This is a genomic window from Streptomyces sp. NPDC020489 (genome assembly GCF_044386545.1).
Taxonomy (GTDB): Bacteria; Actinomycetota; Actinomycetes; order Streptomycetales; family Streptomycetaceae; genus Streptomyces.
On record NZ_JBIRUZ010000009.1, the window covers coordinates 93,646 to 108,533 of the forward strand.

Consider the following 14,888-nt stretch of genomic DNA (forward strand, 5'->3'; position numbering starts at 1 on the left):
GACAGGGCCCCCGGTCGCGCGGCACGACCCGGTCACCACACCGTCGGTGCGGTCACCGAGCACGGCACCCCCCTACCGCGCCCCGCCCCGGTCCGTCGCGGTCCTGAGCCCTCCCCTGGTACCGCTGGGTGACGTTCCGTCGCGGGTGAGATGTATGACGGTATTGACGATTGAACCCCTATGGCAAGACCTGGAACCAGGCCTCACGTTTTTGTTGGTTTGACCGTTACGGAACCTATGTGTTCCGCGCTCGGATGCTCCCCATCCGCTTCAGGATCCGGTCCGCCGGCTCGAAGAGCTCCGGCCGCGACTGGACCGTGTTGCGCAGCGCCCGGACCGGGGCGCGGCGCGCCCTGTGCCCGAGTGCGACCGGGTGACGCCGGGTCACCCACCCCTCCGACACGAAGATCTCCCGTGTCTTGAGGGAGTCCTTGTACTCCTTGTGGCCCCGCCCGAGATCGAGATGGGCGATGCCGTCGGCGGCGGCCGCCTCGGCCATCCGCAAGTGCAGCACCAGCCCCGGCGAGTACTTCGAGAACGCCGGGTCGTACGCCGGGAACCAGCAGGCCAGCACCCGCTCGCTGCGCAGTCCGAAGTGCGCCGCGATCGGCCTGCCACCCGCGTACAGCACCGACAGCACGCCCGCGAACGGCTCGGAACGGGTGTGGAAGAGCCGCTCCACGAGCCCGGTGATCCAGGCGTGGGCGAAGCGGTCGCTGCGCCCGGTCCTGCGGTACTGCGCGGACTTCCAGCCCATCAGGGTGCGCAGTGCGGCGGGGTCGCGCTCGTCGTGGACGTAGCGCACCTCGCCGGCGTCCCGGCCGAGCCTGCGCTCCTTGGCGAGCGTGGTCCTGGTGAACTTCGGTGCCTGGGCGCGCAGATGGGCCAGATAGGCGGCGTAGCCCTGGTCGACGTCCATGACCGGGGACGGGAAGCTGGCGGTGGCGCCGCTCGCGAACGGCTGGCGGCCCTCCACCAGGTGGTCGAACTCCCAGACGGCGAGCCCGCAGGCGCGCAGCAGCTCCTGTGCGTCGAAGGCGAATCCGGGCCGGTGCACCAGGCCCTGGGCGTCGGAGACGCCGAGTCCGACGGCCCGGCCGACCCCGGTGGCGCTGCGCTGGAACGGGAAGAACGCGGCGGGCTCCCCGTCCTCGCGCGCCACCGCGATCCGCACGCCCCGGCGGTGGTGCCCCACGGCGAGCGCGAACTCGGGGGACAGGAACGGGTTCGCCAGCTCGGGCGACCCCTGGAGGTGGGCCTTGGACTGCAACGACGTCCACGCCGCCCGGTCGGCCGCGCTCAGCTCGCCGGGACGGTACACGCTGATGTCCACGTCAGGCAGTCCGTCCCGTCGTCGTGCGGTCGCCTCGGCGGCGTACCCGGACCAGCAGGAGAAGGAGGGCGCTGATCGCGGTCACCGCCGTGATCCCGCCTCGCCACGACCAGTGGTGGGTGGCCAGCATGCCCTGCGCGACCAGCATGTTGACCACGATCGAGCCCGCCAGCGCGGTGATCACCCGGGCGAGCGGGGCCAGACCGCGCACGGCCGCGCCGATGGCCACGGCCGGCGCCGCGAGCAGGAAGAACAGCGTGAACGGGCCCCGCAGCGGTGAGTCCGAGCCGGCCAGCGCGAGGACCGCGCCGCATCCGCCGACGGCCGTGGCGGCGCCCGCGAGCAGCGCCGACAGGTCCCTGTGCGGTCCGGTCCGCGCGCGGTCGGCGCCGTCCTTTGAGGATGTCCTGATACGTATGGTCTGCATTGGCGACTTTGCCCCCCGAAGCGCCGGATGCGAGGCTTCAATGTCGCGCAGGGCGACCGGGGCCGTCAAGGGCGTGAGGGCGCCCGCGGCTCGCGCCGGTCCACGCCCGGACGGCTGTGCCCCGCAAGCGCTCGGCGCCTGCGGGGCACGGTCGGCCGGGAGTTACTGCACGAGCTTCAGGAGACGGTTCGGCGAGCCGCTGCCGGGGCTGGTGACCGCGTTGGTGGTGGCGCCGGCGATCAGGGCGGAGGCGACCTGGGCCGGGCTGGACGAGGTGTGGCCGGCCAGGTAGACGGCGGCGGCGCCCGCGACGTGCGGGGTGGCCATCGAGGTGCCGGAGATGGTGTTCGTGGCGGTGTCGCTGGTGTACCAGCCCGCCGTGATCGAGGAGCCCGGCGCGAAGATGTCCAGGACCGAGCCGTAGTTGGAGTAGCTGGCCCGGGCGTCGGTGCTGGTGGTGGCGCCGACGGTGAGGGCCTCGGTGACCCGGGCCGGGGAGGACGAGGAGGCGTTGGTGTTGCTGTTGCCCGCGGCCACCGCGTAGGTCACGCCGCTGGCGATGGAGTTGCGGACAGCGGTGTCCAGGCTGGTGGACGCGCCGCCGCCGAGCGAGAGGTTGGCGACCGAGGGGCCGGAGTGGTTCTTGGTCACCCAGTCGATGCCCGCGATGACGCCCGCGGTGGTGCCGGAGCCGGCGTTGTCGAGCACCCGGACCGCCACGATCTTCGCCTTCTTGGCGACGCCGTAGGTGGTTCCCGCGATCGTGGTGGCCACATGGGTGCCGTGGCCGTTGCCGTCGGAGGCGATGGTGTCGCCGTCGACCGCGTCGTAGCCGTACGAGGCACGGCCGCTGATCTGCGCGTGGGTGATGCGCACACCGGTGTCGATGACGTAGGCCGTCACGCCGGCGCCCGCGGTGTCCGGGTAGGTGTAGGTGCCCGAGAGCGGCAGCGCGGCCTGGTCGATGCGGTCCAGGCCCCAGGGGGCGCTGGTCTGGGTGGCGTCCACGTGGACGCGCTGGTTCTGCTCGACGGAGGCCACCGCGGGGTCCGCCGCGAGTCTCTTCGCCTCGGCCGCGGAGAGGGTGGCGGAGTAGCCGTTGAGCGCGGCGCCGAAGGTCTTTCCGACCGTGCCGCCGTACTCCTTGACCAGGCTCTTTCCGGCGGCCGAGGTCGACTTGAAGCCGGTGGGGCCCTTCTTCAGGGTCACGATGTAGCTGTCCTTGACCGCTGTGGGGGAGCCGGCGGCGAGGACGGTGCCCTCGGCCGGGGCGGCCTCGGCGGGAAGGGAGGTGAGCCCGCCGACGAGGGTGGCGGTCGCCAGGCTGGTTATCGCGGCGAGCCGGAACTTACGCAGTGGTGCCATGCGAGGGAGTCCTCCTCTGGGCGACGCGCGGCGGTGTGGGGCGCGCGTCCGTGGGGGGTGCGCGCGTGATCGCGCACACGACCCGGAACGTCGCGTTCCCGTCCCGGGCTGAGTAAAGCGTGGGTGATCTACGGGCACGGGCCAAGGGAGTTGAGGAGCTGTCAACAAACCTGTCATGTACGCGCAATCAAAGGCGCCATGAACATATGCCGCCGGATGGGTAGGGACGGAAAAGTCTTGGCATGAACACTTCCCGTCAACACGCGTAGTTGCTACGACGGTTGTGGCAGAGATCCTGCTAAAGGGAGGTTCCATGAGACGTTCCCGACTTACCGCTTACGTCACCTCACTCCTCCTCGCCGTCGGCGCCGCCCTCGCCGGGGCGACCCCCGCGCAGGCCGCGACAGGCCCGTACGTGGCCCTCGGCGACTCCTACTCCTCCGGGGTGGGCGCCGGCAGCTACCTGTCCTCCAGCGGTGACTGCAAGCGCAGCACGAAGGCGTACCCCTACCTCTGGGCCGCCGCCAACTCACCCTCGTCGTTCGCCTTCACGGCTTGTTCCGGCGCTCGAACGGGTGATGTTCTGGCGAACCAGCTGGCCCCGCTGAACAGCGCCACCGCCCTGGTCACCATCAGCATCGGCGGCAACGACGCCGGCTTCGCCGACGTCATGACCACCTGCGTGCTCCAGTCCGACAGCTCCTGCCTGTCCCGCATCAGCACCGCCAAGGCGTACGTCGACTCGACGCTGCCCGGTCAACTGGACAAGGTCTACTCGGCGATCAGCACCCGGGCCCCCAACGCCGAGGTCGTCGTGCTCGGCTACCCGCGCTTCTACAAGCTCGGCACCAGCTGCGTGGGCCTGTCCGAGACCAAGCGGAAGGCGATCAACGACGCCGCCGACCACCTGGCCGCCGCCCTCGCCAAGCGCGCCGCCGACCACGGCTTCACCTGGGCGGACGTGCGTCCGACCTTCACCGGCCACGAGATCTGCTCCGGCAGCTCCTGGCTGCACAGCCTGAACTGGCTCAACGTCGGCGACTCGTACCACCCCACCGCCGCCGGCCAGTCGGGCGGCTACCTGCCCGCACTGAACAGCGCGACCTGACCGCTCACCCGCTCGGCGAAAGAACTCACCCGCTCGGCGAAAGAGAGGGGGAGACCCCGTCCGTCGGGGTCTCCGTCTCACAGCTCACCGAGAACGGCACCGAGTTGGACGTCACGTGCTCCGGGTCCCGCACCTCGACGCTGATGTCGCTCTCGAACGTCCCGCTGTCGTTGCTCGTCGTCGCGACCACCGTGTCCTGCCGGGACGTGCCGCCGCCCGCCGGGAACGACAGCGTCTTCCAGCCGCTGTCCATCACGTCGCCGTCCGACGACACCCAGCGGTAGCGCACCTCGGCCGGGACCCGGCTCACCGTGATCGTCGCCGTGAACGAGGGCGCCTCGGCCTGCGGCGGCGGACAGGCCCCCGCGTACTCCGTGCGCGAGCCCGTGAGCGTGGCCTTGACGGTCACCGGCGCCGGCGCGCTCGTCGTGCTCTTCTCCGGGGTGGAGGCGGGCGGCGGCTCCTCGCTCTCCTCCTCGGACGGCGTCGGCGTGGTCTCACCCGCCGTACGGCTCGTCTCGGGGCTCCCCTCATTGCCCCCGTCGTCATCGCCGTTCAGCAGGGCGTACGTCAGCCCGGCGATCGCCAGCGCCAGCGCGGCGAGGCCCGCGACCAGGACCGCCGCGGCCCGGCGGCTGCGGCCCGGGGGCTCTTGGGCTGTCCGGGCGGTCGCGGCCGGGGCGGGCGTCGCGGGCGCCGTCGGGTAGGAGGTCGTCGGCGGTTCCGCGGGATAGGCGGCTGTCACCGGCGGGTACGCGCCCGGCGGCGGGGCGTCCGCGCGCACGGTGCCCCCGGCGCCGATGATCCGCAGATCCTGCTCGGCACGGTCGGCCGGCAGCCGCTCCGCGGGGTCCTTGCGCAGCAGGCCCTCGATGACGGGCGTGAGCGGACCGGCCCGGTGCGGGGGCGGCAGCTCCTCGTCCACGATCGCGCGCAGGGTGCTCAGCGGGGTGTTCTGGCGGAACGGGGAGTTGCCCTCGACCGCCGCGTACAGCAGCACCCCCAGCGACCACAGATCGGACTCGGGGCCCGGGGTGCGGCCCAGCGCCCGCTCCGGGGCCAGGAACTCGGGCGAGCCGATGACCTCGCCGGTCATCGTGAGCGCCGAGCTGCCCTCGACCATCGCGATCCCGAAGTCGGTGAGCACCACCCGGCCGTCGTTCGACAGCAGCACGTTGGCGGGCTTCACGTCCCGGTGCAGCACCCCCGCCTCGTGCGCGGCGCGCAGCGCGGCCAGGACCTCGGCGCCGATGTGGGCGGCGCGCTGCGGGGACAGCGGGCCCTCCGCGTCCAGGACGTCGGCCAGGGAGACCCCGCGCACCAGCTCCATCACGATCCACGGGCGCCCGTCCTGCGTGGCCACGTCGTACACCGTCACCACGTTGCGGTTCGCGACCCGGGCCGCGGCCCACGCCTCGCGCTCCAGCCGGGCGTACATCCGCTCGACGTCCGCCCCGGCCAGTCCCGAGGGGGCGCGCACCTCCTTCACCGCCACCTCGCGGTGCAGCACCTCGTCGCGGGCACGCCACACGGTCCCCATGCCGCCCTCGCCGAGCGGGGACAGCAGGCGGTAGCGGCCCGCGATCAGACGTTCACTGCCCGGCTCTTCGGACACGGGCGTCCCCCATTCGCAGCTCCGCGTGACTTCGTGTCATTTCTCCCCAAAAGTAACTCAGCCAAGTGCGGATGCCGCCCCCTTGAGCACCAATCCGACACCGAGCGCCACCACGAGGAACGCGGACATCAGCGGCGCGGACCTGCGGACGAGCACCGTGGCCGGGTGAGTGGTCCAGCGGGGGCGCCGGTCCAGCAGCCGGTTCATTCCGGTACCCAGCCTCACGACGGCGAACCCCGCGGTGGTGAGGGTGAGCGCGAGGCCGACGCCGTACGCCACGACTAGCAGGAAGCCGAACCAGGCCTGCCCCAGCGCCATGGCCCCGACCAGCACGACGACCGCCGAGGGGCTCGGGACGAGACCACCGGCGAACCCGAGCAGGATCGTGCCGCGCAGGGTGGGGGCGGTGGAGTGGGTGTGGGTGAAACCGCCGTGCGTGTGCTCGACGGTGTGCGGGTGGGGCGCGCGGGCGCGGGGGCCGGGATGGTCGTGGCTGTGCGGGGCGGGGGTGTGCGCGGAGGGCCCGGGGGTCGCGTGACTGTGCGCGGAGACCAGCACGCGTTCGGGCGCCTCGGCGGGCTCTTGGTCGTGCGGGTGACCGTGGCCGCCGTCGTCTCCGTGGTCGTGCGGGTGACCGTGGCCCCCGACGTCCCCGTGGTCGTGCGGGTGGACGTGGTCATGGGTGTGCGGGTGGTCATGGGTGTGCGCGTGGTCGTGGTCGTGGTGTCCGTGGGTGTGCCCGTGGCCCTCACCCCGCGCGTGCCTCCGCTGGTGCCAGGCCCGGCGTACGAGGGTCAGACCCGCCCCGGTCACCAGCGCCCCGCTCGCGACGCCCAGCCAGGTGATCACCGAGGGCGCCGCGCCCGAGCCCGCCGTGACCAGCAGGCCCAGGGCGACCACGCCCAGGGTGTGGGTGACCGTGACCGACGCGGCGAGCGGCATGACGTCCTTCAGCCGGGCCCTGCCGCCGCGCGCCGTCGCCACCGCCGCCATCAGGGTCTTGCCGTGGCCGGGGGCGAGCGCGTGCAGCGCGCCGAGGGCCACCGCGATGAACAGGGCCAGCGCCGCGAAGCCGACGGTGAGGTCGTGGCGGGCCACCAGGGAGTCCAGCGCCCGGGTCCAGCGGTCGGCGCCGCGCGGGAGCACGGAGGCCGCCGGCGCGTCCGCACGCTCCTCGGCGAGAGCGGGGCCACCGGGCCGCACCCGCAGCCTTGCCGAAGTGCTGTCGGCGGGGGAGGAGAGCAACTCCTGCGGATACGTGCTCAGTTCACCGGACACGGACGTCCTCGGTACGTCCGAGGCGGTGAGCGTCATGCGGTCGCCGCGCGCGGTGATCTCCCGCCAGCCGGGCCCGGAGTCCGCACCGGCGCTGCGGAAGCCCAGGTCGACGGTGGCGCCCTCGGGGAGCGGCGCCGTCAGTTCGCACTCCACGCGCAGGGTGTCGAGCCCCGCCTGCCCGGGCCGCACCCGCGCCACGCCGCTGCGGACCGTCAGGGACACGCCGCGGCCGTCCACGGTGACCTCGCTGTCCCGGGCGGCCGTCGCGCACCGGTCGGCGGCCCAGCCCGTCAGGCCCTGCCGCTCGATGTCCGGCTTCGCCTGGGTCGCCGGGATCTCGGCGAGGTCCTCGACGTGGTCGACGCGGAGCCGGCCCGGCGCGGCGACGAGACCGTCGTAGCGGTTGACGGTGAAGTTGCCCAGCGGGTGCGCGCTCGCGTCCTGGGAGGGGAGCAGCACGAGCGCGCAGGCGGCCGTGAGAGCGGCCGCGCCGGAGGCGAACAGTCGACGGGACCTCACGCGGCCGCCTCCAGGTCCTTGAGCGCCTCGCGGGCCTCGGCCGCGCCGAGGGACGAGAAGCCGGGGTTGAGTTCCAGGGCCGCCGCCAGATGGGTGCGGGCGTCCTTGTCATGGCCGGTGGCGCGTTCGATGACGCCCCGGTGGTAGAGGAACGCGGCGTTGCGGTAGCCGGTCGCGGTGGCCCGGCGGGCGTAGGGCAGGGCCTCGTCGTCCTGGCCGTTGACGTGCAGGGCCCAGGCGAGGGCGTCCGCCGTGTGCACGGTGTGCCGGCGGTCCCACTCGGCGCGGGCCGCGCGCAGCGCCGCCTTCCTGTCGCCGTGGTCGGCGGCGGCGAGCGCGGTGTCCAGGTCGGCGTTGACGCCGTTGGCCCGCGCGAGCGCCGTCCAGGCGTCGACGAGGGCGTACTGGTCCTCGGCCTTCGCCCGGTCGCCGCGCTGGTCGTACAGCTCGCCGAGCGCCACGAGCGGGCCCGGCAGCGGGAAGCGGGCGACGACGTCCTCCAGGCCGCGGACCGCCGCCTTCTCGTCGCCGCTCGCGGCCTGGGCGCGGGCCCGGCCCTCGAGAGCGGGGAGGTAGGCGTCGTCGGCGGCCAGAGCCCGCGCATAGTAGGTGAGCGCGTCGGTGTACTCGCCCTGGTTCCAGGCCAGTTGGCCGAGCTGGGAGGCGACGTACGCGATGTCCCCGGGAGTCGAGGCGGACCGCAGTGCCTGCTTCAGCACCCGCTCGGCCGTGGTCACGTCGCCGCGCAGTTCGTGGACGTACGCGTACCGCGTGAACACCGGGATGCCCGGCCTGCGGGAGTCGGCGGTGTCGGCGGCCTTCGCCGCGTCGGCGTAGCGGCCGAGCTCGACGAGGGCGTCGATGCGCAAGGACAGGGCGCGTTCGTCGTAGGGGTTCTGCTCCAGTGTCCGGTCCGCGTAGGTCAGGGCGCCGTCGAAGTCGTGCCGGGCGGCGGCGAGGGCGGCCCGACCGGCGAGGGCCTGCTCGTTGCCGGGCCTGATGTCCAGCGACCGCTTCAGCGCCTGCTCGGCCCGCGGGTAGCGGGAGGGGTCGCCCTGGGTGCGGGCCTGCTCGACGTAGGCGAGCCCGAGGGTGGCCCAGCCGCCGAAGTCCCGCGGCTGGGACCGGAGATGGGCCTGCAAGGAGGAGACGCTCGCGTCGAGGTCCCCGCTGGAGAGGATCGCCGGCGAGACGGCGCTCGGCGCGGCCGCGACGGACGTGCCGCCCTCGTCGCGCAGAGCGCCGACCGCGATCGAGCCGGCCGTGAGGGCGATGGCCAGCAGAACGGCGGAGCCGCCGAGTCGCACGGCGTGCGCCCGTCGTCCGGCGGTGGCCGTCTCGTCGTCGTTCGTACCCGGGGCCATGGCCCTCTCCTGGAGATCGGTCGGCTGGAGGTGAAGGCGCGGCCCGCGCCGTGGGGGGATGAGTACGCGGGCCGCGCCGGTTCGGGGTGGCCTGGGCCGGGTCGTCTAGTACGGCCGGGTCCGCATGCGGCGCCACCACATCAGCGCGGCGCCGATCAGCGCGATACCGGCCGCGCCCGCCCCGGCGGAGGCGGCGACCAGCGTGGTGTCGTCCATGCCGGTCGAGGAGCCCGCGGGCTGGAGCGCGTCGCCGAGCTGGTTGCGGACGTCGTTGCCGCCGCTCGTCCCCTTGGCCAGCGCGCCACGGGACCCCGCGGTCGGGTTGGCGAGGTACGGGAAGGACTTGCCGAACTTCTTGTCGTTCTTGTCGACCGCGTCGCCCAAGTCGTTCTTGGCGCCGACCAGTTCACCCTCGACGACCTGGAGGGCGGCGTCGAGCACGTCGTCGGAGAGCCGGCGTCCGTTCGGGAAGCCCGCGTTGTCGCCGTCGAGCACACCGAGCCGCTTGGGGTCGTGGGTGGGCTTGATCGAGGTGTTCAGACGCAGTTCCTCCGCCGGCTTGACGTGGGGCGGCTGGTTGAGGCCCTCGACGCCCTTCAGGAAGACGTCGACCAGGTCGTTGCGCGGCTCGTCAGGCGCCTTGATCTTGTAGATCGCCTCGATGAGCTTCGGCAGCTCGGGGTTGGTCACGTTCTGAAGGAACTGGGCGTCCTCCCCGGGGGTGGACGCGTTGAACTTGTCCTTGTCCTTGAGGGGGTTGACGACCTCGTTCACCAGCGGCATGCCCAGCCGCGAGACCTGGCTGTAGTAGCCCTGCGCGTTCTTGCGCTGGGTCGTCGACCAGATGCCCACGACCGGCTGCTCGTGCGACTCGGCGATCATGTCGGTGGGGACCTGGAGGGCGATGGAGTTGACGTTGTAGCCCTTGAGGGTGTCCCGGCCGACCTCGGAGAGGTTCCCGCCGTACAGCAGGTCGAAGACCCGCAGGTCCAGGAAGAACGGGTCGTCGGCCTGGCCGGCGAAGGTCGTCGAGCCGCCCGGCAGCTCGTGGACCGCCTCCTTGCGCAGCTTGTTGTAGTCCGGCATCGACGCCTTGCCGACGTTCGACGGCGCCACGGGCACGTCGTCGGCGACCTTCGTCCTCGACACCTCGTGCTGGTTCTTCAGCTTGACGAGGTCGATGTCGTAGGTCTGCGTGATGTTCAGGTCCGGGTCGTCGAGGCTCTCCACCGGCCCGGTGTTGTACAGGAAGGTCTTGTCGTTCTTGACGTGCGTCTTGAACGTGTAGCGGTAGAGCAGATCGCCCTGCGCGTCACCGTTGTTGTCGATGTGGAGGTCGTACTGGGCGTCCTCGGCGAACGTGAAGAAGTTCGGTCCGCCGGCCGGCTCCTCGAACGGGATCCAGTTCGCGATGATCGTCGTCGTGTCCGGCTTGTCCGGGCTGACGAACGCGTACACGTCGGTGTTGTCGTACTGCGGGTCCCCGGAGATGAGCGGGGCCTCCCGGTGACTGGAGGCGTTGGCCGCCCCCGGTTCCAGCGCGGCCACGCCGGCTGCTGCGAGGCCCCCGGCGGCCAGCGAAGCGCATATGAGGGTCGCGACGCTCCTGCGCCCCGCACCGCTCCTGGAGTTAGGTGTCATGCCGTCCGTCCTCAGTCCCAACTTGTCTGACGAACGCTCATTCGGAGCGGCCGGCAGGGTGGATTGGTCGAATCCCAAACGTTCTTACGGAGGAACGCGGATCATGTTTCATCGGTCGGCGACCCGCGTTTTCGGGGATGGGATCCGTAACCCCCTGCGGAGGTGTGTGCGTTGCGAATGCCTCGCGGGGCGGGACGGCCCAGATGCGGATTGGCGGGAGGGGGAGACGAGGTGGAGGCGGACGAGCTTCTGGTGCTCGTGGCGGGCGGTGACCAGAATGCATTCGAGGAGCTGTACGGGCTGGTCTCCGGCCCGGTGTTCGGGCTGGTGCGCCGGGTGGTGCGGGACCCGGCCCAGTCCGAGGAGGTGGCCCAGGAGGTGCTCCTCGAACTCTGGCGGTCCGCCGCGCGGTTCGACCCCGGCCGGGGCAGCGCCCTGTCCTGGGTCCTCACCCTGGCGCACCGCCGCGCGGTGGACCGGGTGCGCAGTGCCCGCGCGGCCGGTGAACGCGAGCTGCGGGAGGCCAGGCGGTCCGACGGCCCCGCCTTCGACCAGGTCACCGAGGCGGTCGAGGCGGGCCTCGAACGCGAGTGGGTGCGCCGGTGCCTGGACCGGCTCACCGAACTCCAGCGCCAGTCCGTCACCCTCGCCTACTACGACGGCTACACGTACCGTGAGGTGGCCGAGCGGCTCTCGCTGCCGCTGGGCACCGTCAAGACCCGTATGCGCGACGGGCTCACCCGGATGCGCGAGTGCCTGGGAGGTGTGGCATGAGCGTCCTCGCCCGGCTGCTCGGCCGCGACGACCCGCACTCGCTGGCCGCGCCCTACGCCCTCGACGCGCTGGAACCCGCCGAACGGGTCCGCTTCGAGAAGCACCTGAAGACCTGTCCGCTCTGCGCCGCCGAGGTCCGCGCCCTGTCCGAGGACGCCGCGCGCCTCGCCTGGTCGACGGTCGCCCCGGCGCCGCCGGCCATGCGCGACCGGGTGCTGGCCGCCGTGCGCACCACCGCGCAGGAACCGGTGCGCGCCCACGAGCCGCAACTGCCGCCGCACGTCTGGGGCGCCCAGGCGCCGCGCTCACGGGCCCGTGCGCCCCGGGCGCGCCGCCCGCTGTTCGTGCCGTTCGCCACCGCCACGGCGGCCGCCGCTCTCGTGGTCGCCTCCCTGTTCGCGGTACAGGCGAACGACGCCCGGGACCAGTTGAACGCCGAGCGGGCCCAGGCGCGTGAGATCGCCCACGTTCTCGCGGCTCCCGACGCGCGGGCGAGCACCGGCAAGGACGCGAAGGGCCGCAGCATCGGTGTCGTCGCCTCGGCGTCCGAGGGCAGCGCGGTGGTCACGCTCAGCGGATACGACGACATCCCGGGCGACCGCGTCAACCAACTGTGGCTCATGCGCCCCGGCGCACAACCGCGCTCCCTGGGGCTCTTTGCTGCCGACACGCCCTTGGTCGCCACCGGTCTCGACCCGTCGGGGACGTCACTGGCTGTAACCGTCGAGCCGGACGGGGGCTCGGCGCAGCCCACTACGCAGCCGGTTGTCCAACTCGCCCTGAAATCGGTTGGATTCGGAGAGTGACGGAGGAGGGGTCGTCAACGCCCTTACGGGGAAGGTGAATCCTGTGACCGCGATACACGAGTGCCCCATGAGGGCGATAGGGTTACCCTGCCCGGGCCGGGTGGACTCGTACGGGTGGGGAGTGACATGGAACAGATAACAGTGCGCAGCAGGGCGCGGGTGCCTGCCATCACCTGCGGGAGCAGCGCGACCAGTTCGCGTCTCGACCGGCACCTCGCGGTGCTGGGGGGTCCTGCCGTCCCGCAGCGCGAGGCGGCGGAAGCGACCTCGCTGATGCGTGAGCTGACCGCCCGTGAGCCCGCGCAGAACCGCAGCGACAGGGGTGCGCGCGTCCGTCGCGTCTCGCTCTTCGCGCCGCTGCGTCGCCTGCGCCGATCGCTGTTCGGCGGGCACTAGCCCGCACGCTCAGGCGTTTTTGACCCGCGCCCGGTCGGCCGTGCCGCTCCGGCGTCACGCCGCGCCCTTGTCGTCCGCCATCCCCACGGCGTGCGGCAGCGCCAGGCACGTCCACCGTGCGCGGGTACACCACCACCCCACCCCGCTCCAACTGATCGGCAGGGCGCGGCAGTTGGGTCGCACGCGCCCCGACGTCACATCCGGCGAACAGTAGTTCAGCGCACGTCGGTTCACTCCAGGCCGGTCGCGCGGACCCCGCGCCCCCGGCGCCGCGGCAGGCAGGGTTCGCCCCGGCGTGACGCCCGGCCCTAGATGAGCCCCAGCTGGCCCTCCGGCCCCTCCTCGTGGTGGTCCAGTACCGAGGCGGGCCTTCGTGCCGTCTCCGGTACCGGGAACACCCCCGCCCCTCGCAGCTCCGCCGCCGTGATCCGCGAGGTCACCGTCAACTCGCTCCGGCGCTCGGCCACTTCCGCGGTCAGGGCCAGCACCGTGATCAGTTCCAGCAGCTCGGAGGTCCAGGTCTGGGGCCAGGTGGCCGGGCGGATCGCGGCCAGCGTGCCCGGTTCCGGCTCGGCGGTACGGGTCGTGAACCACTTCTCCAGGACCCGCACACCGCTCACCTCGAAGTCCCAGGCCTCCGGCGGCACCGGGGAGATACGGCCCTCGTCGAGGTGGAGGGTCTCCTCGTCGCGGTCGTAGTGCAGAGCCAGGGGGCGGGGCGGGAGCGGGGCGCGGACATAGGGGCGGCGGCCGCCCGGGAGCCGGGGACGGTCGCCGTCGCGGCGCATCAGCCACAGCAGGCGGTGGCCGAGTTCGGTGCCCCGCTCCCACAGCCCGGGGTCGTCGGTGAGGGGGACGGCGAGGTCCGGGCGGACGGCGGTGAGGGTCCACGCCAGGACGTCCGCCGGATCGACGGGCCGGTCGAGCCGCTCGCGGAGATGCTCCAGCAGGCCCGGCGCCAGGTTCGGTTCCTCGGCGTCCGGCCTCCGGTACAGCGGGCGGATCCGGCCGGGGCGGAGCAGAGGGAGCAGGGAGGTGGCGATCAGCACCGGGCCGGCGCCGCCGGCGGTCTCCGCCACGAAGATCTGGCGGTCGTCCGCGACCCGCCACAACTCGGGCCGGGCGGTGTCGATCAGCCGGTGGTCGGGGATCAGCCAGTGCTCGTCGAACGGGGCGTGCAGGACGCGCACCGGCTCGGGGCAGGGCCCGGCGGCGCGGGCGAGTCTCTCGGTGCCGCCCGGCTGCCCCGGCAACTGGCCGACCGCCGAGCGCAGGGTGCGTGCGCGCGTCGGCTCGAACAGGGCCTCCCGGTCGGGCCCCTCGGCCTTCAGCAGGGCGTCCCAGCGGGCCTTCAGGGATGCCGCGTCGGGGCCCGTCGGCCACCCCCGGCCGAGCCGCGGCGGTGCGACGGACCACGGCATGAGGTCCGCCAGCAGCGGAGCGTCGTCGTGCGTCACGCTGGGCATCGTACGACCTGTCGCCGGCCCGCGGGTCAGGTGGCGTCCAGCGTCACCGTGAAGGAGAAGCGGTCGCCGCGGTAGTGGATGACCGCCGCGTCCAGCACCCGCCCCGCCGTGTCGTAGGTGACGCCCGTGTAGCGCAGGATCGGGCTGAGCAGCGGGACTTCGAGGAGCCGGGCGGTCTCCGGGTCCGCGAGCCGCGCCTCCACGGTGTCCGTGATGCGGCTGATGTCCGCTCCGACGACGTCCCGCAGCACCTTGGTCATCGGCCAGCGGACCAGGTCCTCCGGGTCGATACGGGCGGCGAGTTCGGGGCGGACCCAGTTGCGGGCGTGGTTGGTCGGCTCGCCGGTCTTCTCCTCGCCGCGCAGCCGGTGGTACGTCGCCAGCTCCCTGATGTCCGGGAAGTACTCGGCGAGTTCCGCGGGGACCGGGCCGCGGCCGTGCTCCAGCAGTTCCGTGACCATCCCCGACTGCTGGGCCACGATCGCGTCCACCGAGCCGAGCAGCCGCACCGGCGCGGTCCGTAGCGCGTGCGGCTCGATGAAGGTGCCGCGCCGGCGGTGGCGGGTGATCAGCCCCTCGTCCTCCAGCTCCTTCAGCGCCTGCCTCATGGTCAGCACGCTCACCCCGTAGTGGCCCGCCAACTGCTCCTCGGTGGGCAGCCGCAGCGGTTCCTCGGGCGAGCGGCCGAGTATCGAGGCGCGCAGCGACTGCGAGACCTGATACCAGAGCGGCAGCTTGCGGTTCAGGACGATCGAGTCCGGGGCGAAGGAGGTCACGGGTCAATCCGTACCGGTCG

Annotated in this window: 13 protein-coding genes; 4 read left to right on the forward strand and 9 right to left on the reverse strand. The window is 72.7% G+C overall.

What is annotated here, in order from left to right:
* Window positions 1-235: 235 nt before the first annotated feature.
* From ACH41F_RS24440 to ACH41F_RS24450, 3 genes are all read right to left on the reverse strand, one after another.
* Window positions 236-1,333, reverse strand: a complete 1,098-nt coding sequence (locus ACH41F_RS24440) for a GNAT family N-acetyltransferase (RefSeq protein WP_398837523.1) — start codon at window positions 1,331-1,333, stop codon at window positions 236-238.
* Between the two features lies 1 nt (window position 1,334).
* Window positions 1,335-1,760, reverse strand: a complete 426-nt coding sequence (locus ACH41F_RS24445) for a hypothetical protein (protein ID WP_398837524.1) — start codon at window positions 1,758-1,760, stop codon at window positions 1,335-1,337.
* Between the two features lie 162 nt (window positions 1,761-1,922).
* Complete coding sequence (locus ACH41F_RS24450) at window positions 1,923-3,125, reverse strand: S8 family peptidase (protein ID WP_398837525.1); 1,203 nt, start codon at window positions 3,123-3,125, stop codon at window positions 1,923-1,925.
* Between the two features lie 313 nt (window positions 3,126-3,438).
* On the opposite strand from ACH41F_RS24450, the gene ACH41F_RS24455 reads away from it, so the two are divergent.
* Window positions 3,439-4,233 carry an SGNH/GDSL hydrolase family protein gene (locus ACH41F_RS24455; RefSeq protein WP_398837527.1) on the forward strand — a complete coding sequence of 265 codons (795 nt, stop codon included), beginning with the start codon at window positions 3,439-3,441 and terminating at the stop codon, window positions 4,231-4,233.
* Window positions 4,234-4,258: 25 nt separating this feature from the next.
* On the opposite strand, the gene ACH41F_RS24460 is transcribed toward ACH41F_RS24455, so the two are convergent.
* From ACH41F_RS24460 to ACH41F_RS24475, 4 genes are all read right to left on the reverse strand, one after another.
* The gene (locus ACH41F_RS24460) at window positions 4,259-5,848 is read right to left on the reverse strand and encodes a serine/threonine-protein kinase (protein WP_398837529.1); all 1,590 of its coding nucleotides are present in this window, start codon (window positions 5,846-5,848) and stop codon (window positions 4,259-4,261) included.
* A 57-nt stretch (window positions 5,849-5,905) separates the two neighbouring features.
* Entirely contained in the window at window positions 5,906-7,645 is a 1,740-nt protein-coding gene (locus ACH41F_RS24465; protein WP_398837530.1) for a nickel/cobalt transporter, read from the reverse strand.
* Window positions 7,642-9,009, reverse strand: coding sequence for a tetratricopeptide repeat protein (locus ACH41F_RS24470; RefSeq protein ID WP_398837532.1), 1,368 nt, complete (start codon window positions 9,007-9,009; stop codon window positions 7,642-7,644). The genes ACH41F_RS24465 and ACH41F_RS24470 overlap by 4 nt, the downstream gene beginning before the upstream one ends.
* A 105-nt stretch (window positions 9,010-9,114) precedes the next feature.
* Entirely contained in the window at window positions 9,115-10,650 is a 1,536-nt protein-coding gene (locus tag ACH41F_RS24475; protein ID WP_391240447.1) for a DUF4331 family protein, read from the reverse strand.
* A 231-nt stretch (window positions 10,651-10,881) separates the two neighbouring features.
* Between ACH41F_RS24475 and ACH41F_RS24480 the strand changes: the two genes are divergently transcribed.
* From ACH41F_RS24480 to ACH41F_RS24490, 3 genes are all read left to right on the forward strand, one after another.
* Window positions 10,882-11,424 carry a sigma-70 family RNA polymerase sigma factor gene (locus ACH41F_RS24480; protein ID WP_398837534.1) on the forward strand — a complete coding sequence of 181 codons (543 nt, stop codon included), beginning with the start codon at window positions 10,882-10,884 and terminating at the stop codon, window positions 11,422-11,424.
* Window positions 11,421-12,230 (forward strand): anti-sigma factor domain-containing protein, encoded by an 810-nt coding sequence (locus ACH41F_RS24485; protein ID WP_391240441.1) that lies wholly within the window; start codon window positions 11,421-11,423, stop codon window positions 12,228-12,230. The genes ACH41F_RS24480 and ACH41F_RS24485 overlap by 4 nt, the downstream gene beginning before the upstream one ends.
* Window positions 12,231-12,356: 126 nt before the next feature.
* Window positions 12,357-12,626 carry a hypothetical protein gene (locus tag ACH41F_RS24490; RefSeq protein WP_391240438.1) on the forward strand — a complete coding sequence of 90 codons (270 nt, stop codon included), beginning with the start codon at window positions 12,357-12,359 and terminating at the stop codon, window positions 12,624-12,626.
* 308 nt (window positions 12,627-12,934) lie between these two features.
* Here the strand turns inward: ACH41F_RS24490 and ACH41F_RS24495 are convergent, their stop codons facing one another.
* Entirely contained in the window at window positions 12,935-14,092 is a 1,158-nt protein-coding gene (locus ACH41F_RS24495) for a type ISP restriction/modification enzyme (protein WP_398837537.1), read from the reverse strand.
* Between the two features lie 26 nt (window positions 14,093-14,118).
* Window positions 14,119-14,868: a GntR family transcriptional regulator gene (locus tag ACH41F_RS24500; protein WP_398837539.1), complete on the reverse strand. Its 750-nt coding sequence runs from the start codon at window positions 14,866-14,868 to the stop codon at window positions 14,119-14,121.
* Window positions 14,869-14,888: the final 20 nt, after the last annotated feature.